The sequence below is a fragment of the Streptomyces sp. DSM 40750 genome (assembly GCF_024612035.1).
Classification (GTDB): Bacteria; Actinomycetota; Actinomycetes; order Streptomycetales; family Streptomycetaceae; genus Streptomyces.
On record NZ_CP102513.1, the window covers coordinates 10,401,679 to 10,423,347 of the forward strand.

General features: G+C 72.9%; 7 protein-coding genes. 4 read left to right on the plus strand and 3 right to left on the minus strand.

Features of this window, described 5'->3' with window-relative positions:
- Positions 1-79 precede the first annotated feature (79 nt).
- Together JIX55_RS45565 and JIX55_RS45570 are read right to left on the minus strand one after the other, a co-directional pair.
- A complete protein-coding gene (locus tag JIX55_RS45565; RefSeq protein ID WP_257569086.1) occupies positions 80-3,955 on the minus strand; it encodes a type I polyketide synthase in 3,876 nt (1,291 codons plus the stop codon).
- Entirely contained in the window at positions 3,948-12,875 is an 8,928-nt protein-coding gene (locus tag JIX55_RS45570; protein WP_257569087.1) for an SDR family oxidoreductase, read from the minus strand. Before JIX55_RS45570 ends, JIX55_RS45565 begins: the two co-directional genes overlap by 8 nt.
- A gap of 821 nt (positions 12,876-13,696) precedes the next feature.
- Between JIX55_RS45570 and JIX55_RS45575 the strand changes: the two genes are divergently transcribed.
- From JIX55_RS45575 to JIX55_RS45590, 4 genes are all read left to right on the plus strand, one after another.
- Positions 13,697-14,404, plus strand: a complete 708-nt coding sequence (locus JIX55_RS45575; protein ID WP_257569714.1) for a thioesterase II family protein — start codon at positions 13,697-13,699, stop codon at positions 14,402-14,404.
- Positions 14,405-14,415: 11 nt separating this feature from the next.
- On the plus strand, positions 14,416-15,240 hold the full coding sequence (locus JIX55_RS45580) for an SDR family oxidoreductase (RefSeq protein WP_257569088.1): 825 nt from the start codon (positions 14,416-14,418) through the stop codon (positions 15,238-15,240).
- Between the two features lie 77 nt (positions 15,241-15,317).
- The gene (locus JIX55_RS45585) at positions 15,318-18,377 is read left to right on the plus strand and encodes a non-ribosomal peptide synthetase (protein ID WP_257569089.1); all 3,060 of its coding nucleotides are present in this window, start codon (positions 15,318-15,320) and stop codon (positions 18,375-18,377) included.
- Positions 18,378-18,453: 76 nt separating this feature from the next.
- Complete coding sequence (locus JIX55_RS45590; RefSeq protein WP_443046678.1) at positions 18,454-19,728, plus strand: phthiocerol/phthiodiolone dimycocerosyl transferase family protein; 1,275 nt, start codon at positions 18,454-18,456, stop codon at positions 19,726-19,728.
- Positions 19,729-19,791: 63 nt separating this feature from the next.
- Here the strand turns inward: JIX55_RS45590 and asnB are convergent, their stop codons facing one another.
- Positions 19,792-21,615 carry an asparagine synthase (glutamine-hydrolyzing) gene (gene asnB / locus JIX55_RS45595; RefSeq protein WP_257569091.1) on the minus strand — a complete coding sequence of 608 codons (1,824 nt, stop codon included), beginning with the start codon at positions 21,613-21,615 and terminating at the stop codon, positions 19,792-19,794.
- Positions 21,616-21,669 lie beyond the last annotated feature (54 nt).

Sequence of the window (21,669 nt, forward strand, 5' to 3'; positions counted from 1 at the left end):
GGGATCGCCGGTGCCCGCGGCGGGGCACCGGCGGTCACCACTGCCCGGGCGGCCGGCGCTCGTCGGCCCGGCCGCTCCGTCAGCTCTCCCCGGCTCGCAGGGCGGCCGCCACGACCTCACCGATCCGCGCGATCGGCTCCGGCTCGGTCATCTCGTAGTGGCCGCAGGGCACCTCGTGGTCCTCGACCACGCCGTCGACGTACGCACGCCACTCCTCGGGCTTGCCCGGGGCGTCCGAGGGGTCGTCCGATCCGCCGGCATCGGCCGCACCGCCGACGGCACTGAAGAACAGAACGTCACCGTGGAACACGTCGAGACCGAACTCGGGCGCGATACGCAGGTTGTTGCGCATGACACGGGCGATCGCGGCCGCCTCCTCGGCCGTCACCTCCGCGCCCGCGGCCGGGCCGGACGAGTCGAGCAGCCGCATCAGGTCGGCGACGCCGGCTGACGCGCCGTCGGGCGGATGGACACCGGTCAGCCTGGAGAGCAACGCCACCACCTGCCGCTCGGCCACCTCCGGGGACGGCGGGTGAAGATGCAGCAGCGGGGAGTCCAGCATGGCCAGCAGCTCCACCCGCTCGCCCTCGCCCTGCAGCGCGGTGGCCATGGCGTGGGCCACCATCCCGCCGTAGGACCAGCCGAGCAGCCGGTAGGGGCCCTCCGGCTGGATCTCGCGCAGCAGCCCCAGGTAGAAGGCGACCATGTCCTTCGCGTCGGTGGCGGGCGGTGAGACACCGTCCAGCCCGCGCGCCTGGATGGCGTAGACCGGCTGTTGCTCCCCGAGGTGGGCGAGCAGGCCGGCGTACCGCCAGCCGATGCCGCCTCCGGGGTGCAGGCAGAACAGCGGACGCCGATCGCCTCCGGTGCGCAGCGGGAGAACCGGGGCGAAGGCGTCCCGGCCGCCGCCGCGGCGGCCCGCGCGGTCCAGCAGCCCCGCGACGGTCGGGGAGGCCAGCACCGCCGTGCCCGGCACGTCGAGCACTCCCGCCCTGCGCAGCCGGCCGGCCAGAATCACCCCGCGCATGGAGTCGCCGCCCAGGTCGAAGAAGTTGTCGTGGACACCGATCGGCTCCACCCCCAGGACCTCCTGCCACTGCTCGGCGACCGCGCTTTCGAGGTCGCTGCGCGGTGCGAGGTACGAGGTCTGCAGGTACGGCCGGGGAGCCAGGGAGCGGGCCGACGGCCCGGCAGCCGACGCGGCCGCGGTCTCCGGAGCGTCCGCGGTGTCCACGGCGGACGGCAGGGCGCCGCCGGCCGAGGGGCGGGCGGAGACCCGCGGCGGGTCGATCCAGTGGCTCCGGCGGTCGAAGGCGTAGCCGGGCAGCGTCGCCCCCGGCCCGTGGTCCCGGGCCCCGCTCAGCGGCGCGAGGTCGGCCGGCACCCCGGCCGTCCACAACCGGGCGAGCGCCTCGCTGAACACCTGGACGTCGGACCGCGCGGACTTGGCGTGACGCATGGTGGCGACCGTGGTCGGCGCTGCCTCCCGCAGACACGCCTGCGTCAGCTTCGACAGGGTGTCTCCGGGGCCGACCTCCACCATCAGCGGCTCGCCGCGTCCCCACAGGGCCGCGACGCCGTCGGCGAAGCGCACGGTCTCGCGGAGCTGGTCGACCCAGTGCTGGACGCTGGTCGCCTGTGCGTCGGTGACCCAGGTGCCGGTGGTGTCGGTGACGTAGGGGATGTGGGGCGGCCGCAGGGTGACGCCGCGGACGGCCTCGGCGAACTCACCGAGAATCGGGTCGAGCATGTGCGAGTGGGCCGCGAGGGACAGCGTCAGCCGACGGTGCGGGACCTCCTCCGCCGCCAGCCGCCGCTCCAGCGCGGCCACCGCCTCCTCGCCGCCCGCGACCGTGCAGGCGTCCGGTCCGTTCACCACGCTGAGCGAGAGGCCGCCGGTGAGCCGGCGGCGCAGCTCCTCCTCGCCCAGGGCCACGCTGACGGTGGCGCCACCGGCCGCGACCATCAGCCGTGCGCGCTCCGCCACCAGCGGCAGCATGTCCTCCAGGTCCATGACCCCGGCGAGACAGGCCGCGGTGTACTCGCCGAGGGAGTGGCCGAGCAGGGCGTCCGGGCGGACCCCGCGCTCCATCAGCACGGTGGCCAGGGCGTACTCGGTGACGACCACCGACAGCAGCCCCGGCACGCCGGCGTCCGTGGTGCCGGCGCCGAACAGCGTGTCCCGCAGGTCCCGGCCCAGCACGGGTCGCAGGACCCCGGCGCAGTGGTCGACGACGTCGCGGTACGGGGCGCAGTCGCGGTACAGCTCCGCGCCCATGCCGGTGTACTGGGCGCCGCCACCGGGCAGCAGGAAGGCCACGGGCGGGGGCCGGTCCGCGCCCTTCGCGGGAGTGTCGGACAGCGGACGGCGCAGCGGTTCGACGGCGTCCCGGCCGCGCTCGGCGACGACCGCGGCCCGGTGGGGCATCGCGGCGCGGCGGGTACGCAGGGTGTGGGACACCTCGGCCAGGTCCAGGCCGGGGTGGTCCGACAGGTGCCGGGCGAGACTGTCGCACTGACCGCGCAGAGCCCCGGGGGTCCGGGCCGACAGCGGCAGTACCTGCCACCGTGCCCCGGGGGCGTCGTCCTCGGACACGGGCCGGTCCCGCTCCGGGGCTGTCGGCGCCTCTTCCAGGATGACGTGCGCGTTCGTACCGCCGATACCGAAGGCGCTGACGCCCGCGCGGCGCGGACCGCTCCCGGACCGCCACTCCTCCGGTCCGGTAGGCACCCGGAACGGGCTCCCGGCCAGGTCGATGAGCGGGTTCGGGCGCTGGAAGTTCGCGACCGGCGGGATCAGCCGGTGCTCCAGGACCAGCACCGCCTTGATGAACCCCGCCAGACCGGCCGCGGTCCCGAGGTGGCCGATGTTGGGCTTGACGGACCCGAGGGCGCAGTACTGCCTGCGGTCGGTGGTCTCCCGGAACACCCGGGTCAGCGCCTCCACCTCGATGGGGTCGCCGAGGTTCGTGCCCGTGCCGTGGGCCTCCAGGTAACCGATGGAGTCCGCGTCGACGCCGGCCAGCGTCTGGGCCAGGAGGATCGCCTCGCACTGCCCCTCGGTGCTGGGCGCGCTGAAACCCACCTTGCGACGGCCGTCGTTGTTGACCGCCGATCCCTTGACCACGGCTCTGATCCGGTCCCCGTCCGCCATGGCGTCCGCCAGGCGCTTGAGGACCACCACGCCCACACCGTCGCCCGACACGGTGCCCGCGGCCTCCGCGTCGAAGGCGCGGCAGCGGCCGTCCGGGGAGAACACACCGCCCGGGACATGGCGGTAGCCGAGCTTCGCCGAGGGGTTGACCGAGACCGCCCCGGCCACTGCGAGGTCGCAGGCGAAGTTCAGCAGGTCCTGACAGGCGGTGTGGATCGCCACCAGCCCGGTGGAGCACGCCGTCTGCAGCGACAGGCTCGGGCCCGTCAGCCCGAGTTCGTACGAGATCCTGGTGGCCAGGGTGCCGAGCGAGTTGGCGGCAGTGGTGTGGACCAGCTCCACCGAGCCGGGCTGTCCGGCGAACCTCGGGTACACGTGGGACGCGTAGTACCGGCTGTCCCCGGCGCCCGCGTAGACACCGATCGTCCGCCCCTCCCGGTCGGCCGCGTACCCCGCGGCCTCCAGCGCGTGGTAGGCGCACTCCAGCAGCAGCCGCTGCTGCGGGTCCACGATCGCGGCCTCGGCGGGGCTGTAGCCGAAGAAGGCCGCGTCGAACAGGTCGATCCCCTCGATGACCGAGGCCCTGCGCACCAGGGAGGGGTCCGCCAGGTCCGCCGGGTCCCCGCCGGCGGCGAGGAACTCCTCCTCGCCGACCGGGCGCACCGATTCCCTGCCGGCGGCGATGTTCTCCCAGAACTCCTCCACCGTGTCGGCTCCGGGGAAGCGCGCCGCGATGCCGATGACGGCGATGTCGTTGTCCGAGTACCCGTTCTCGTTCTCGTTCTCCGGCGTGTCAGTCATCGCCGTCATTCCCCTTGTTCGGCCGGATGGTCCTGTTCCGTGCGGCGCGCTGCCGCTGCGCCTGCTGCCGGGCGCGTGCCAGGGCCCCGCCCGGCGCGGCGGTCCCGCTCCCGGCCGGGACGCCCGCCGAGGAACCGTCACCGGGGGTTGCGCCGTCCACGGTCGCGGGGACGGTCACCCGGTCGGCGAGGTGCCGGGCCAGCGCCTTGACCGTGGGATGGCTGAACAGGTCCACGACGGTGAGGTCGCAGCCCAGTTCCTGGTTGACCTCGGTCATCGCACGGACCAGCAGCAGGGAGGTGCCCCCGAGGTCGAAGAAGCTGTCGTCGACACCCACCTGTTCACGGTCCAGGACCCGGCCCCAGATGCCGCACAGTCTGTCCTCCAGCGCCCGACGCCGGTCGGTGTCCGGGTGGGCGGGCGGGACGGCGGAACCGCCGGGCGATGCGCCGGTGGACGTCCCGGCCACCCGCAGGACCCACCGGTCGGCGGCCCCCGACAGCCGGGCGCCGTCCGCGGCGGCCCGGTGGAGCGCCCCGATGTCGGTGCCGTCGCGCAGCGCCACGCGGGCCGCCAGCCGGTGCACCGGGCGCGCCGGGCCCAGCAGGTGGCCGCGCACCCAGGGAGCGCCGCGATCGACGCCGATCAGGACGTGCGGCTCGTCCAGGCTCCGGGCGAGATCGAAGGAGCGCAGACCGGAGGTGTGCTCCAGGACCCGGTAGCCCCGCGCCTCGGTCAGCGCCCGCAGCCCGTAGCCCCGGCTCATGCCGATGTCGTCCCACATGCTCCAGGACAGGCTGTGGGCGGCCATCCCGCCCTGGCGGTGCTGGTACACCGCCAGGGCGTCGAGGAAGGCGTTGGCGGCGGCGTACGCGCCCGTCATGGAGCCGCCGAAGAAGCCGTTGACCGACGAGAAGGACACGAACGACGACGCCGAGCACTCCGCGGCCAGCCGGTGCAGCACCCAGCCGCCGGTGACCTTCGCGGCGAGCGCGGCACGCCAACGCTCCAGGTCGTACTCGGCGACGGGCCGCTGGTCGAACGCGCCCGCGAGGTGCACCACCCCTGCCAGGGGGGCCGACCATGCGGCGGCGGCCTTGTCCACCACGGCGCGCACCTGCGCGGGATCGGTGATGTCCGCGCACTCGTAACGCACCTCGCCGCGTTCGCGCAGCCTGCGGTACGCCTCGACCCGTCGGGCCGTCGGGCCTTCCTCCGCGGTCAGGCCGTCCCGGGTGTGCTCGGGCGGGAGCTCCGTGCGGCCGACCAGCAGCAGTCGGGTCCCCGGAGCCTTGAGCAGGTGCTCGGCGACCAGGGCGGCCACCCCGCCGAGTCCGCCGCTCATCAGCAGGAAGCCGTCGGCCGCGGCCGGTCGCCTGCGGGGCAGCGGGTCGGGCAACTGTGCCAGGCGGCGCACCCAGCGCTGTCCGTTCCGGTAGGCCACCTCGGCATCGGTCACCGGGCCGCCCGCCTCGGTGAGGATCAGCCTGGCGGCCTCGGCGTGGTCGGTCTCCGCGCGGTCGACGACCGGGAGGTCCAGTCGGCAGGCACCCAGCCAGGGCATCTCCTCCCGCAGACTCTTCAGCAGGCCGCCCGCGGCGGCATGGAGGCAGGAGGGGCGGTCCTCGGGCAGCACGTCCTGGGTCCCGCCGGTCACCAGGTGGAGGCTGACGGAGCGGTCCGGGGCGCCGCTCGACGACAGGGCCTTGGCCAGGCACACCAGGCTGTCGACGCCGTCCCGCTGGGCTTCCAGCAGGTCTTCGACACGCTCGGGCTCGCCACTCCCGGCGGTCAGCGCCCCCAGGTGGATCACCGCGTCCACCGGGCGGCCGTCCGTGGCCAGGCTCGCGAGGAGCGCCTCGTAGTCCCCGGGCCGGTCGACGCGGACGCGGTAGCGGGCCATGTCGTCGCGGTGGAACTCGTCGGCCGCGGTGACGACCGTGCACAGGGCACCGCCTCGCCACAGCTCCACGGCCACGGCCTCGGCCACCTGGGCGCCCAGCGTGTCGCGCCCGGCGAGCACCAGGGTGTGCCGTGCGGGGGGCGCCGTGCGGTGCGGGCGTTCGGCGCGCTGCCACACCGGGCGGAGGAACCAGTCCGGTACGGTCGCCGCGGTGCCCAGCAGCACCTCGGTGCGCCGTACGTCCTCGTCGAACTCACCCGCCTCGAAACGCCCCCGCAGCTGCGTCCGCTGGATCTTGCCGATCTCGGTCTTGGGGATGGTCTTCGGCTCCACCGGCACCAGGTAGGCGGGGGTGATCCCGATCTCCCGGGTCACCTTGCCGCGCACCGTGCGCAGCGCGTCGGCCAGGTCGGTGCCGGGGAGCACGTGGAGGAACAGGGCCAGTTCGTCGGTGTCCGCCGCCGGGTCCGGTCGCACCGCGCACGCGGCCGTGAACGACCGCTCCACGAACGGCAGTTCCTCCACGCAGGCCTCGATCTCGTGGCTGTAGTGGTTGACCCCGTTGATGATGATGACGTCCTTGGCCCGGCCGGTGATGTACAGCTCGCCGGAGCGCAGGAAGGCCAGGTCGCCGGTGTCGAACCAGCCGTCGGCGGTGAACGACTCGGCGTTCTTGGCCGGATTGTCGTGATATCCGGAGGTCACCGAGGTGCCGCGCACCTGGAAGTGCCCGACCGTGCCCTCCGGCACGACCTCGCCCTCGCCGTCCACGACCCGCATGGCGAACCCGGGGTAGGGCAGTCCGCAGCTGACGAAGTTGTCCTCGCCCGCGACCGGTTCGGCCGACAGCTCGGCGTCCGTCACCACCGAGCAGGTCTCGGACATCCCCCAGCCGGGGTGCACGACCGTCGGCGGCAGCCCGAACGGCGCGAGCACCTGGAGGAAACGACGGGCGGTGGCGGCCACCACGACCTCGCCGCAGTTCATCACCATGCGCATCGGCGACAGGTCCCACCGGCGGTCGCCCATCCGGTGCGCGTGCTCGGCGGGCAGACCGAAGGCGAAGTTGGGGGCCCAGGTGACGGTGACCCGGTGACGGTCCGCCAGGTCCATCCAGCGCAGCGGGTCCTGCAGCACCCACGACGTGGGCGCGTGGACCTGCCGGCAGCCCAGGAACACGTCCCTGAGGTGGAACATCACCACGCCGGTCACGTGGTCGAGCGGTATCCAGTTCAGCGACACGTCGTGTTCCGTCAGGCCGTTCACCTGAGCGGTGGCCGCGGACCGTGTGAGGACGCCTCGGTGATCGATCCGGACCGCCTTGGGCAGACCGGTGCTGCCGGAGGTGAGCAGCATGAGGATCAGGTCGTCGGGCCGCACCGGATGCCACTCGGTGTCGGCGGGTCCGGAGCGGAGCACGTCCACCGTGGTCAGCCGCGACTCCGTCCAGGCACGCCGGTCGGCGAGAGCGCGCAGCCCGTCCTCGTGACCGTCCGAGGTGACGATCCACGGGCGGCCCAGCATCCGCCAGACGCCTTCCAGCTTGTTCACCGCCGCGGAGTCCTCCCCGTAGGAGGGCGGGACGGTCAGCGGCACGGTGACGAACCCGCCGAGTATGCAGCCCCACAGGGCCGCCAGGAAGTCCTCGGTGTCGTCGCACTGGAGGATCACCTGGTCGCCGGGGCGCAGTCCCAGCCCGCGCAGCCCGCCCAGGACCCGGGACGCCTCCTCGGCGAGGCTCGCATAGCTACGGCGCACGGTGCTGCCGTCGGCCCGTACGTGCACCACCTCGGCGTGCGGGCCGCCGGCCGCTGCCCGGCGCAGGGCCTCTGCCCAGGTCCGCACGGCAGGCTCGGTCAGCGTGGGCCCCTCGCTGACCGAGGGGACCGCCTCCTGCCCGGTGGAACCGGACGCCGCCGCCCCGCCCCCCTCGGCCGCTGCGCCGGGGCGATCGGCCGGGCCGGAGGCGGCCGGCCCGGCGTGGAGTCGGCCCAGGGGCTCCGCGTCCTCCTCCAGCTCCACGCCGACGGCGTCCACACCGGGCACCTCCGCCAGCGCCCTCTGCCACTCCTCCGCCTGCTCCGTGCCGATCCTGGGGAGGTCCCGCAGCGCGGCGGCGTCGAGGGCCCCGTCCGCGGTGCGGGGCAGGTCGGAGACGGCCACGACCCGTGGTGCCCGCCCGTCCGGGACCGCACTCCGCAGCGCCCGCTCCGCCTGCCCGGCCGCGTTCGGCCGGGTGGGTACGGCCAGGACGGTCGGCCGCCCGGCGTCGCCGTCCTGCGGCGGCAGCACCAGGCACTCCCGGATGCCGCCCACCGCGAGCACCGACCGTTCCAGTGCCCGCAGGTCGAACGGTTCGTCCGCCGCCGTGGCCCGCGACGGCAGCGGGCCGGGGTCGGGCAGCCCGGTGATCCGCAGGTCCGGGTCGGCGGCCACGGCGGCGAGCGTCCGGTGCAGGGCGTCGGCCAGCCGACGCGCCGTTGCCTCGTCGAAGAGGTCGGTGCCGTACTCGACATGACACGTCAGTCCGCCGGGTGCCGCGTCGGCGCCCCGGCGCTCCGTGACCTCGACGAACAGGTCGAATTTCGCGGTGCCGGTCGCCGTGGGATGCAGAGGCGCCTCGTTGCCGCCGAGCCGTAGGACCGCCTCCGTGTTGTTCTGCAGGGCCAGCATCACCTGGAACAGCGGATGCCGGGCGGCCGCGCGGGGCGGGTTCAGCTCCTCCACCAGCCGGTCGAACGGCAGGTCCTGGTGGTCGTAGGCCGCCAGGTCGAAGGCCCGTACCCGGGCCAGCAGGTCGCGGAACGCGGGGTCGCCCGAGGTGTCGGCCCGCGTGACGAGAGTGTTGGTGACGACGCCGACCAGGTCGTCCAGGGCCGCTTCGGTGCGTCCCGCGACCGGGGTGCCGATGGGGATGTCGGTACCGCCGCCGCAGCGGGTGAGCAGGGCGGCGAGGGCACTCTGCAGGACCATGAACAGGCTGGCCCCGTCGGCGTCGGCCAGCCGCAGCAGGGCGCGGTGGAGGTCGGAGCCGATGTCGACGGTCAGGCCTCGGCCGCGCCGGCTGGGCACGGCCGGACGGCCCCTGTCGGCCGGGAGCGGGATCTCCTCCGGCAGGCCGGCCAGGGCTTCCTTCCAGAACGCCAGCTGCCCGCCCATCAGGGCGGCGGGATCCCGGAGCCCGTCGAGCAGCCGCTCCTGCCACAGCGCGTAGTCGGCGTACTGGACCACGGGCGCCGCCCAGTCGGGTGCCCTGCCCTCCAGGCGGGCCGTGTACGCCGTCGAGAGATCCTTGGCGAAAGGCACCAGCGACCACCCGTCGGCCGCGCTGTGATGCAGTACGAGGACCAGCGCACGGGTCCCGTCCCGGGGTCCGTACAGCCCTGCCCACAGGGGGATGTCCCGCGTCAGGTCGAACGGGCGGCGCAGCGCGGCCGCGACATACGCCTGAACCTCCTGAACGGGGCAGTCCACCACCTCCAGGTCCGGGCGCACGGTTCCTGGTTCGCGGATGTCCTGGTACGGAGTGCCGTCGGCCTGCGGCAGGAGGGTGCGCAGGCTCTCGTGCCGGTCGACGACGTCCGACAGGGCCGCCCGCAAAGCTTCGTCGACGACCGGTTGTTCCAGTCGCACGACCAGCGGCATGTTGTAGGTCGCGGCCGTGGTGTCGAGCTGGTTGAGGAACCACATGCCCTGCTGGGCGGAGGACAGCGCGATCCGGTCGCCCCGCTCGGCGGCTACGAGAGCCGGCCGCGCGGGGGCCGCCGTGGCGGACGGGACCGACAGCCGCGCGGCGATCCGGGCGGGGGTCGGTTCGGTGAAGATCGTCCTCAGGGACACCTCGGCGCCGGTGACGGCACGCAGCCTGGCCCCCAGTCTGGAGGCGAGCAGTGACTGGCCGCCGAGTTCGAAGAAGTCGTCGTCCGGACCGATCGCGCCCGTGGGCAACCCCAGCAGTTCCTCGAAGAGGCGGCGGACCTGGGCCTCGGCCTCGGTGGCCGCGGCGCTGCCCGGGGCCTCGGCGCCGGCGGCGGGCAGCGCCGTCCGGGCCGGTGTGCCGTCGGCGGTCAGCGGAAGTGCGTCCACCAGCACGCAGGCGCCGGGCACCATCTGCTCCGGCAGTACCTGGGCCAGGTGCGCGAGCAGCTCCGCGCGGGTGGGGCGGCGCCCCGGTCCCGGAACGGCGTAGGCGACGAGGTCCCGGCTGCCGGTGTCGTGCCTGTCCCGGGCGACGACGGCGGCCCGGGCGACGGCCGGATGCCGGACGAGTGCGGTCTCGATCTCCCCGGGCGCGACGCGGAATCCCCCGGTCCGCACCTGCTGGTCGGTCCGGCCGACGTACTCCAGGGTGCCGTCGGCGCACCGGCGGACGAGGTCGCCGGTGCGGTACATCCGCCGGCCCGTCCGTGCGAAGGGATCGGCGACGAACCGCTCGTCACCCGGTTCCGCGCGGCCCAGGTGGGCCCCGGCCACGTACAGTTCGCCCACCCAGCCGTGCGGCACCGGCCGGCGGCAGTGGTCGAGCACGTAGAGCCGCGCATCCGGCAGCGCGCTGCCCAGGACGCGGCGGTCCTGCCCGATCAGCTCGCGGTTCACCCGCTGGAAGGCGACCGGCCCCGTGGTCTCGGCGTCGCCGTACAAAGTGAGCAGGACCGGGGCGTCGTCGCCGTACCGCTCGATCCAGGGGCTCAGGTCGGCCGGTCGCGGTGCCTCGCACACGATGACGAGGTGACGCAGCGCGAGCGGGGGACCGCCCGGTCCGGAGCCGCGCGGGGCCGCCCGGTCGGCCCGGGCCAGCGCGGGCAGGGCGGAGGACGACTGGTGGAGGACGGTGACGCGCTCGCGACGCAGCAGGTCCAGCAGTTCCTCGGGCGACCGGGTGGTGTCGTGCTCCACGACGACCAGTCGGCCGCCGTGCAGCAGCGCCCCCCAGACCTCCCAGACGCCGAGAGGGGAGGCGCACGAGTGGAACAGCGCCCACGAGTCGTCCGGACCGGAGGCCATGTGCGCGGCGGCCGCCTCGAAGTGTCCGGTGAGGCTGCCGTGCGGGACGAGCACGCCCTTCGGGCTTCCCGTGGCGTCCGGGGCGTGGAGGACGTAGGCCTCGGCATCCGGCGTGAGCGGCGCACCACGGTCGGTGTCGGAGAGGTTCGCGGCGGAGCGTGCGGCCAACTCGCTGTCGGTGGCGGGGCTGCCCAGCACGACGGTGGGGACGTCGGTGCCGAAGAGCGCGCCGACCGCGCTCATGTCGGTCAGCACCAGCGCGGGCGCGCTCTCGTCGGCCTGCGCGCGCAGGCGCTCGGCGGGGTGCGCCGGGTCCAGCGGCAGGCAGGCGGCGCCGGACTTCAGCACCGCCAGCTGCCCGGTGACCAGGTCCGCGGAGCGGGGCAGCGCCATGGCCACGATCCGGCCGGGGCCCGCCCCGTGCGCGACCAGCAGCCGGGCCAGCCGGTTGGCGCGGACGTTGAGTTCCGCGTAGCTCAGGGCGTGGCCGTCGTGGGTGACGGCCGTCGCCTCGGGGGTGCGGGCGGCCTGGGCCTCGAAGCGCGCGGGCACGGTGGCGTCCGCCGCGGCCGGCACCGGCTCGGGGGACGCGTACGCCGGGTCCTCACCCGGCAGCAGCAGGTTCGTCCCGGCGACCGTGAGCCCCGGGTCGGCGTCGGCCAGCTGGTCCAGAAGGGCCAGGAACCGCTCCAGATGACCGGCGAGCACGTCCTCGCTGTAGAGGGCCGGGTTGGCGTCGAAGGTGAAGCCCAGGCCGGTGCCGTCGGCGCCGGGCCGTACGGTGATCAGCAGGTCGTCGACCGCGCCACCCGACAGGTGGTGCGGCGTCGCGGGGTGGTCGCCGAACCGCAGCCGGTGGGAGAAGGGGACCAGATTGACGAGCGGGCCGAAAAGCCGCCGGTCACCGCCGAGGAGCTTCACATCCCGGCGAAGGTCCTCTCCGCGGTACTGCTGGTGCTTGCGGACGGCGCGCAGTTCGGCGGCCGCCGCCGCGACCAGCTCTCCCACGGTGGTGTCCGGCCGCACCGACAGCCGCAGCGGAAGGTTGTTGGACACCGTGCCCGGGGTCCGCAGCGCGGCGGATCCGAGCCGGCTCATGGTGGTCACGCCGAGGATCACATCCTCGCCGGCCGTCACCCGGTGCGTGTACGCGGCGACGGCCGCGAACAGCAGTTCGGTCCTGCTCGCGCCCATCGTGGACGCGGCGGCCGAGAGCCTTTCGGCGGCGGACTCGGACAAGGCCGCCGTACGGCGCAGGAAGGCGGGCGACGGCGGCGCGGTGCCCTCGGCGAGAGTGACGGCCCCGGAATGGTCGGCGAAGCGCTCGGTCCAGTAGGCGCGGTCACGCTCGTACCGGTCCGAGACCCGGTAGGCGGCTTCCTCGTCCAGGAGTGTCCGGACGGGGGCGAACGACGCCTCGGGCGCCTCCTGGCAGGACGCCAGCGCGGTGTAGATCTCGGCGGCCCTGCGGAAGACGAGCAGGTAGCCGTAGCCGTCCAGGAGGATGTGATGGGCCCTCATGTACCACAGGTACCGGTCGTCGGCCGCCTTGAAGAGGGCATGGGTGAACAGCGGGCCCTCGCTCACCGGCACAGCGGTGGCGCGGTCGGCGCGCATCCATTCCTCGGCCGCCGCCGTGGGATCCGGCGCGGCACTCACGTCCCGCACGTGCAGAACCCAGTCGGCGGTGGGCGCCGGCGCGCAGCGCGGCCCCTCGGCCGTGTCGACGAAGCGCAGCCCCAGCGCCTCCGTCTCGGCGACGGTGCGGCGCAGTGCCGTCTCGAACAGGTCCGTGTCGACCGGTCCGTGGATCTCCAGGTACTCGCCCGTGTTGTAGGCCGGGCTCCGCGGGTCGAGTTGCTGCGCGTACCAGATGCCTCCCTGCGCTCCGGTCAGGCCCAGCAGCGCATGGTCCTTCGCGGCCCGCGCCGTAGGGGCTGTGGCATCGGTCGGCTCGGGAGCATTCCGCCGCGGCGATGCGGAAGCGTTGGATCCGTCTGCGTCTTGGAGCACGTTTATCATCCTCGTCAGACAAAGGGACAACGGCCTGCGCGGACTCGCACGCCGTGGAGCGATGGCACGGGGCCCCGGTCGGCTCAGTCAGACCGGTCCGGCGGACGGTGCCGCGAACCGACGCCGGCCGGGTCCGCTCGGTCCCGCGCGGCCTGCGGAATGCCACCGTCCATGGCGCTCACCACGCAGGCGAACGGGCCCGTCACGGACCGCCCCGCGGCCACCGCGTCGAGCCGGGTGAAGGGAAGGGGCGCCGACCGCCGACCGCCTCAGCCGGCGGGCGAGGGCGGCGAAGAGCGCGCCCACCGCCAGGGGCAGGGCGATGTCGCCGGTGGCCGTGGCAGCGAGCCACCGGGAGTGCGCGGGGTACTCATTCGGTCTCCTGAGTCGGAATGCTCGGGACGGCCAGCTTCCGCACCCCGACTAGAGCACCGGTCAAGAAACGGTGCAGGGCTCGGCCGAGGCAGGTACGCACCCGCCCGGCCGACGGCGCGAGCGCCGCGGACACCTCGAAGGCACGGTCGTCTCCAGGAAGACTCCAGGGCGGCTTGAGCACGCCTGTGACACGGTGAATTCGCCTCGCGCGCCGCAGGGCACGTCGCCGCGCATCGCAGAGAGCAGGGGGCCACTTTCCATGACCGCCCCACGCGTGGCCTGGCGCTCCCTGCCTCGTGGGGGCGCCCGACTCCCCTCACGGTTCCGCCGCTCCACCGCACGGCGGACGACGCCGAGGCGTCTGTCGTACGGACCACCCGTCGCCCGCGGACATCCCACCCCTGACCGACAGCCTGTACAGGCGACTGACAGGAGCCATGCCCACCATGACTGTCCCGCTGTTGTGCTTCCCCTTCGCCGGAGCAGGCGCGAGTTTCTTCACCCCTTGGCAGCGTTACGGCCTCAAGGCCACCCGGATTCATCCCGTCCAACTCCCCGGGCGGGAAAGGCGCCTTGACGACCCGCCCTTCCCGGATGTCTTCACCGCGGTCGAGTCGATGGCCGACGAACTCATCGCGGAGGCGGACCTGTCGCCGGGACCGGTGGCCCTGTTCGGCCACAGCTTCGGGGCGGTGCTCGCCTACGAGATGGCGCGTCACCTGCGCGAGAAGAAGGACATACCGGTGGCCCACCTCTTCGTCAGCGGTTCGGCCGGCCCCGGGACCAGGCGCGAGGCCCGTGCCACCGGGCTCCCGGACGAGGAGTTCCTGGCCCGGGTGCGTGAGTTCGCCGGATACGACCACCCGACCATGGCGGACCCGGAGCTGCTGGAACTTCTGCTGCCGACACTCCGCGCCGACGTGGAGATGCACGAGGCGTACGTCTCGACCGCGGACGACCCGCTCGACGCGCCCATCACGTCCTTGCGTGGCCTGGACGACACCCTGGTCTCGGGCGAGCAGGCGCAGCAGTGGGAACCGGTCACCCGGTCCGGGTTCCGTATGGAGGAACTGCCCGGCGGCCACATGTACCTGACCGAGTACCCGGGGCCGCTGCTCAAGCTCATCGACGACGAACTCAAGGCATGGGCATGAGTCCGCGCGGCATGAGTCTGCGCGGAAAGACGATCATCGTGACGGGCGCCGCCCGCGGCGTCGGCCGTGCCTGCGCCGAACTGCTCGCCTCCGCCGGCGCCGACCTGGTGCTGGTCGATGTCGCCGACGACCTCCCCCTCGTTCCGTACGCTCTCGGCACCGAGGGCCAGTTGGCCCACACGGAGAAGCTGTGCCGTGCGCACGGCGCCGCCGTGCTCAGCTGCCCGGCCGACGTCCGTGATCTCCGCGCGGTCGAGGCCGCCGTCGCCACGGCCGTCCAGCGCTTCGGACGCGTCGACGCCGTGGTGAACAACGCCGGCATCGCCGCCCCCTCGGGCAAGGCGGTCCACGAGATCGGCGAGGACGAGTGGAGCGTCATGCTGGACGTCGACCTCTCCGGCGCCTGGCGCATGACGCGGGCGGTCGGCGAGGTGATGGCACGGCAGCGCTCCGGCAGCATCGTCAACATCTCCTCCACCGCGGGGTTGGTCGGCTACCGCAACTTCGCCGCCTACGTCACGGCCAAGCACGGGCTGATCGGCCTGACCCGTGCTGCCGCCCTGGACTACGCGCCGTTGAAGGTACGCGTGAACGCGGTGTGCCCGGGGTCGGTACGGGACGACCCGGTGCTCGAAGGACGCATGCTCTCCGAGATCGCCAAGTCCCTGGACGTTCCCGTCTCCGAGCACGAGGAGATCTTCGTCCAGGCCCAGCCGACGAACGAGCTCGTCGAGGCGGGTGACGTCGCCGAAGCGGTGCTGTGGCTGGTCGGTGACGGCTCACGCGGGGTCACCGGCAGCGTGGTCACCGTCGACGGCGGATTCACGGCCAAGTAGCCACGGGCACGGCAGCACCGGGCCCGCACATGAGACAGCCCGCACATCAGACCCCGCACACCAGACAGGGAGCCCAGATGTCAGCGGTCCTGACCGCGTACGCGTCGTACGACGCACTCTCGCCCACCGAGCGCTCCAGGCCTCTCGACCATCACGCGATCGTCCTGAGCGGTGGTCCGCGAGTGGAGCCGGAGGTCCTCGCCGAGCGCCTGCGGGACGTCGTCGCCGGGTGCCCCGTGCCGGATGAGCGAGACCTCTGCTCAGTCGTACGGCATGGCGTCGAGGAACCCGGGATGGTGTGGCTGGAGCAGGTGCCGCACCGGTCGGACGACCCCCGGGCGGTGCGGAGACTGCACCGGGAGCTGCTGCGGCCGGTACCCCGCTTCGGTCCCGCGCCGGTGCGCCTCGTGGTCCTGCGCTGCGAGGACGGCGACCAGCTCGTCCTCACCGCGGCCCGGTGGTGTCTCGACCGGGCGTCCCTCACCTCGGTCGCCCGGGCTGTTGCCGGCGGTCCCGACAGCGGTGCGCGACGGCTGTGGTGGGATCTCCCGGCTGCGGGGCCGGACGAGGGGGCGGGCGTTTCGGAGGCAGCCACCGTCGCCGCGCCCGGCGCCGGGGGCGGTCCCGGCCGCCGTGCGGCGCACCGGTTCACGGTCCCCACGGCCCCGGCCGGACATCGCCCGGCGCCGGGCGAGCCGACGCTCCGCGCCGCGCAGCTGGCCGCCGTCACCTACACGGCGACGCGTTACCTGGACCGTGCCGAAGCGACCGTGGGCGTGGTGCGGCGCCGCCACCGGAGCGCCGCGGTCCTGGGCGCGGCGGAAGAAGCCGTGCCGCTGACGCTGACGGGGGCCGACACCACGGGCGAACTGCTCGCACAGGCGCGGACCGCCCTCGACGACCTCGCCCGATCCGGTGGTGCCCAGCAGGAGGCCCGGGGCGACCTCGAGCGCGGGGCGTCGCGGATCACTGTGGCATTCGACGAGGAGGGTCCGGGCCCCGGCCTCGGTTACGACGTGTCCTACTTCCCCGGCACGTGGCCCGGTACGGCCCTGGTCGTCCACTGGTTCGGCGAGGGCTCCGAGGGGCTGGAAGCGGTGTGCCTCTTCGACGAGAGCCGCCACGGCAGGAAGCTGGTCGAGCAGTTCTGCCGGCACCTTGCCGCGGTCCTCGGGCAACTTCTCCAACAGCCGCCCGCGACGCCTGTGGACCGCCTGCGGCTCCTGGACGACGACGAGGAGGCGTCGATCCGGGAACTGGCCGACGGCGGCCCGCTCCACGCCGGACACCGCTGTGTCCACCGTGCCTTCGAGGAGGTCGCCGCCGCTCAGCCGGACGCCGTGGCGGTCAGCCACAAGCGGGAGACGCTCACCTACCGGCAGCTGGACGCACGGGCCAACCGCTTCGCCCACGTGCTGCGGTCCCTCGGCGTGGAGTGCGGGGACCGGGTCGGGGTCTGCGTGGAACGCTCCACCGATCTGGTGGCGGTGCTCCTGGCCGTTCTGAAGGTCGGAGCGGCGTACGTCCCCATGGATGTCGGCTATCCGATGGAGCGGCTCGCCTACACGGCGAAGGACGCCGGCCTGCGGCTCGTGATCGGCCCCGAGGAGGCGTCGGATCCGGGCATCCCCGGAGTCCGCACGGTGTCCGTCGCCGACCTGGCGCTGCGCGCCGAGCCGGAACCGGACACCCCCGTGACCGACCGAACCGACCCCGGTCAGCCGGCCTACGTCATCTACACCTCCGGTACCACCGGCCATCCCAAGGGAGTGGTCGTTCCGCACCGGAACGTCAGCGCGCTCGTCGAAGCCACTCGCTCGGACTTCGCACTCTCGGCCCGCGACGTGTGGTCCCAGTTCCATTCGGTCGCGTTCGACTTCTCCGTGTGGGAGATCTGGGGCTGTCTGCTCACCGGCGGACGGCTGGTGATCGTCCCGTACTTCTCGGCCAGGTCACCGGAGTCGTTCCTCGAACTGCTGGTGTCGGAGAAGGTGACCGTCCTGAACCAGACACCTTCGGCGTTCGGCGAAGTCGTCCGGCTCAGCCGGCCCGTCGCGGCAGGCGGTGCGGACAGCGCTCCGGCGAACGGGACGGTGTCGGTGCGGCTGCTCATCTTCGGCGGAGAGGCGCTGGACCCCCGCGTCCTCAGGCCCTGCCTGGACGTGGACGGCTGGTCACAGTGCCGCTTCGTCAACATGTTCGGCATCACCGAGACCACGGTGCACGTCACGGCCCAGACCGTGACACGGACGGAGATACTGCACGGTGACCGGTCGGTGGGCCGTCCTCTGCCGGGCTGGAGCGTCTCCATCCGGGACAGCCGGGGCCGACTGCTCCCGCAGGGCGTACGGGGCGAGATCCACGTCGGCGGGGCCGGGGTGGCGCTCGGCTATCTCGATCGCCCGGAACTCACCGGCGAGCGCTTTCTCGAAGACCCGGTCACCGGCGACCGCATGTATCGCAGCGGTGACGCGGGCAGGCTTCTTCCCGATGGCCGCATCGAGCACCTGGGTCGGCTGGACAACCAGGTCAAGATACGCGGCTACCGTATCGAGACGGACGAGGTACGGGCCGTCCTGCTGGAGGACCCGGCGTTGTCCGACGCCGTGGTGATCCCCGGCCCCGACAATGCCGGCGGTCTCCGGCTCGACGCCTATCTGATATTCCGCGAAGGCGCGGGAACCGCGTACGGCACGGCGGAGGTGCTGGAACGCGCCGCCAAGGTCCTGCCGCATTACATGCTGCCCAGTACCTGGACACCGATATCCGAGATACCCCGCACGATCAACGGAAAACTGGACGTCGGCAAGCTCCCGGCACCGCGGCCGGCCACGCCCGGGAACGCCCGCCCCGCCGACAAGGTTTCCGGATCCGAAACGGAATCCGAAACAGGGCCCGAAACAGGGCCCGAAACAGCAGAACAGTCCGGCCTGCTCGCCCTGGTGTGTTCGACCTGGAGTGAGGCGTTCGGATTCACTGTCGGGCCCGACAACGACTTCTTCGGAATCGGCGGAAATTCCCTGCTCGCCACTCGCTTGTCGGCCGCCTTCCGGGAAAAGGGCCTGCCGCCCCTGCAGACCCGCGACATGTACCGGAATCCCACTCCGAGAGCGATCGCCGCACTGCTGGAGCGGTGACCGAATTCGGTGAGCGGCGCCTTGTGGAATCGGATTATCGAGAAAGGCTTTTTGCATGCGACGCGCGCTATGCCCCGTGGAAAACATCTACGTCGCCCAGCGAAGCAGGGCGATCCTCTCCTGTGCCCTGGACGGCCCCGTCGACCCGGTGGCCCTGTCCGCGGCGTTCGAGGCGGTCACGGCGGAACAGCCGCAGCTGCTGGCGCGCATCGTCCCGGACGGCGACGGCCACGCCCTCGAGCTCCTCCCGGAGGCCGAGCGACCCCGGCTGCTGATGCGTACCGGGGGCGAGGAGTCGTATGCGGAGGAGCTCAACACCCCGCTGACGGTGGGTGGTCCGCTGACCCGGGCGGTCCTCGTGACCGACCCCGACGAGGAGCGGCACACCCTGCTCCTGAGCATCGACCATGTCATCGCCGACGGACACAGCGCGGTCGCCCTGCTCAACCTGGTCTGGGACCGCTACCGGGAACTCATCGGCGGGACCGAGGCCCCGCGCCCGCCCGTGGCCGAATTCCCCGAGCCCATCAGCACGCTGCTGCCCCACTCGGACGCGGCCGAGACGGCGAAGCACCTGGAACAGCGTGTGGGGAAGGTCGGCCGCCACCCGGCCGAACTCGTCCCGTACGACGTGAAGGCGACGGAGGAAGCGCCCGAGGAGCCCCACCGCATCGAAGTCCAGCGGCTGCTCCTCGACACCGAACAGACCGCCCGGCTGCGTGAGCGGGCCCGCGCGGAAGGTCTGTCCGTGCACGGTCTGATCAGCGCCGCCCTGCTGCTCGCCGCCCGCCGGCGCCTGGACGGCACGGACCCGCGCCTCCTGGGCTGCCTGTCACCGGTCGATCTGCGCTCGCGTCTGTCCCCGCCGGTGCCCGCCGACCTCATGGTCGCCGCGGTCACCATGCATCTGCAGGTCCTGCCCGTCGGCGAGGAATCCGACGTACTGGAGCTGGCGCGTGAAGTCCGCGACGCTCTGCGGGACTTCATCGACCGCGGCGCCCATTTCCAGGAGATGCGGATCATGCCGTCGGCCCGCGAGCATCCGACACTCCACCTCGGCACGGTCATCGTCACCAACATGGGGGCCGTGTCCGGCCCGCGCCTCCCGGAGGGCACGCGCGTCACCGACGTACGGCTCGCGCCAGCCCGCGAGAACTACTTCCCGCAGGCCGGCCGCAGCCCGATCATGGCCTGTGTCGCGACGTTCGACGGCCGCCTCGCCATCGAGTTCCCGCACCACACCGCCTGCTTCAGCCGGCCGTTCATACGTGAGCTGGGCGATGAGGTCCACGCGAGCCTGCTCGCTCTCGCCAAGTCCGACGAGGAGCGACACCCCGCCGCCACCGCCTGACATGCGTATCCCCAGCCCGTTTGAGGGGCACGGCCTCGGCCGTGCCCCTCAAACGGCTCGTGATCAGGACAGCTTGATCGTGGGGCGGTAGAGGTCGAGCCAGACGGCCAGGTCGAGGACCCGCTCGATCGCGTCACGCCCGTCGCGCGTCATGGCCTCCGGCTTCCCGCGCACGGCCTCGGTGAGCGCCGCCCGGTCGAAGAACTCCACCGCGCGGTGGTCGTCCGACAGCAGCTCGCCGGCCTGGCGCTGCACCTCCCCGAGGTAGTTCAGCTCCTGGGTCAGCGGGAAACTCGCCTTGACCCGGTCCGCCACCGAGGCCGGCAGCGTGTCGCGCACGGCGGCGCGCAGCAGGCTCTTCTCCCGGCCGTCGAACGTCTTCATCGACCATGGCGTGTTGAAGACGTACTGCACCAGCCGGTGGTCGCAGATCGGAACCCGCACCTCCAGCCCGACCGCCATGCTGATCCGGTCCTTGCGGTCCAGCAACGTCCCGAGCCAGTTGGTCACATGGACGTAGCAGAACTCGCGCATACGACGCTCGTGCGCGTCCTCGCCGGGCAGGGACGGCACGCGCGCGACCGTGTCGGACCAGCGCTGCGCCAGGAAGCCCGGCAGGTCCAGGGTGTCGAGCGTCAGCTCCCGGTCGTACGTCCTGGCGGGCTGCGCGGCCGTCAGCCAGGGGAACATCGCGGTCTGCTGCACCGCGGGGATGTGGAACCACGGGTAGCCGCCGAACGTCTCGTCGGCGGACTCGCCGGACAGGGCCACCGTCGAATGCTCACGGATCGCCTTGAACAGCAGGTAGAGGGAGTTGTCGCCCTCGCCGAAGCCGAACGGAAGATCCTGGGCCGCGATCACGGCCCGGCGTACGTCGGGGTCGGCCAGCTTCCGGTGGTCCAGCCGGATGTCGCTGTGCAGCGTGCCGACGTGGTCCACGACCTCGTGTGCGAACGGAGCGTCCGGCGAGGTGCGGAACTCGTCCCCCCGGAAGTCGTCCGCGTCCTCGAAGTCGACCGTGAACGTCCTGGCCCGCCGGCCCTCTTCGGCCAGCTTCCGGGCGGCCAGGGCCGTCAGGGCGCTGGAGTCCAGACCGCCGGAGAGCAGCAGGCACAGCGGCACGTCCGCGACCAGCTGCCGGCTGACGCTGTCCTCCAGCAGCTCACGGACCCGGCGTACCGTCGTCTCCGTGTCGTCGCGGTGCTCCTCGACCTCCAGCCGCCAGTAGACCCGCTCACGCATCCCGCCCCGGTCGACGATCAGCATGGTGCCCGGCTTGACCTCCCGTATGCCCTTCCACGGGGTCCGGCCCGGTTCCTTGACGTACCCCATCATTTCCCGGAAGCCGTCCCGGTCCACCACGGCTTCCACGGCCGGGTGGGCGAGGACGGCCTTGGCCTCCGAGCCGAACAGGATGCCGTCCTCGGTCTCGTACACATGCAGCGGCTTGATGCCGAGCTGGTCGCGCAGCAGGATCAGGCGGTCCGTGCGGCCGTCCCAGATGCCCAGCGCGAACATGCCGAGGAGATGGTCGGCGACCTCTTCGCCCCACTCCAGGTAGCCGCGCAGGACGACCTCGGTGTCGCTGGAGGTGCGGAACGTGTGACCACGGCGCCGCAACTCGACGCGCAGCTCCCGGAAGTTGTAGGCCTCACCGCTGTACGTCATCACGACCGGGCCGTCCGGGGTGTCCACGGTCATGGGCTGGACACCACCCTCCAGGTCGATGACCGACAGCCGGCGGTGGCCCAGGGCGGCGTGCGGCGACACCCAGGTGCCCCCGGCGTCCGGGCCGCGGCAGACCATGGTGGCGGTCATCGCGTCCAGGGTGGGGCGTTCCTTCTCCAGGTCACGCTGGAAGGCGATCCAGCCGACGATCCCACACATGTGCGTCCTCTCCTGCTGATGCTTCGTTGGGTGGTGGTCCGGCTCGCGCGGGTG

What these genes read in the sequence shown, in the direction of transcription:
- JIX55_RS45565 (WP_257569086.1), bottom strand. Translation starts at nt 3,955, where the DNA reads ATGACTGACACGCCGGAGAACGAGAACGAGAACGGGTACTCGGACAAC.
- JIX55_RS45575 (WP_257569714.1), top strand. Translation starts at nt 13,697, where the DNA reads ATGACTGTCCCGCTGTTGTGCTTCCCCTTCGCCGGAGCAGGCGCGAGT.
- JIX55_RS45580 (WP_257569088.1), top strand. Translation starts at nt 14,416, where the DNA reads ATGAGTCTGCGCGGAAAGACGATCATCGTGACGGGCGCCGCCCGCGGC.
- JIX55_RS45585 (WP_257569089.1), top strand. Translation starts at nt 15,318, where the DNA reads ATGTCAGCGGTCCTGACCGCGTACGCGTCGTACGACGCACTCTCGCCC.
- asnB (WP_257569091.1), bottom strand. Translation starts at nt 21,615, where the DNA reads ATGTGTGGGATCGTCGGCTGGATCGCCTTCCAGCGTGACCTGGAGAAG.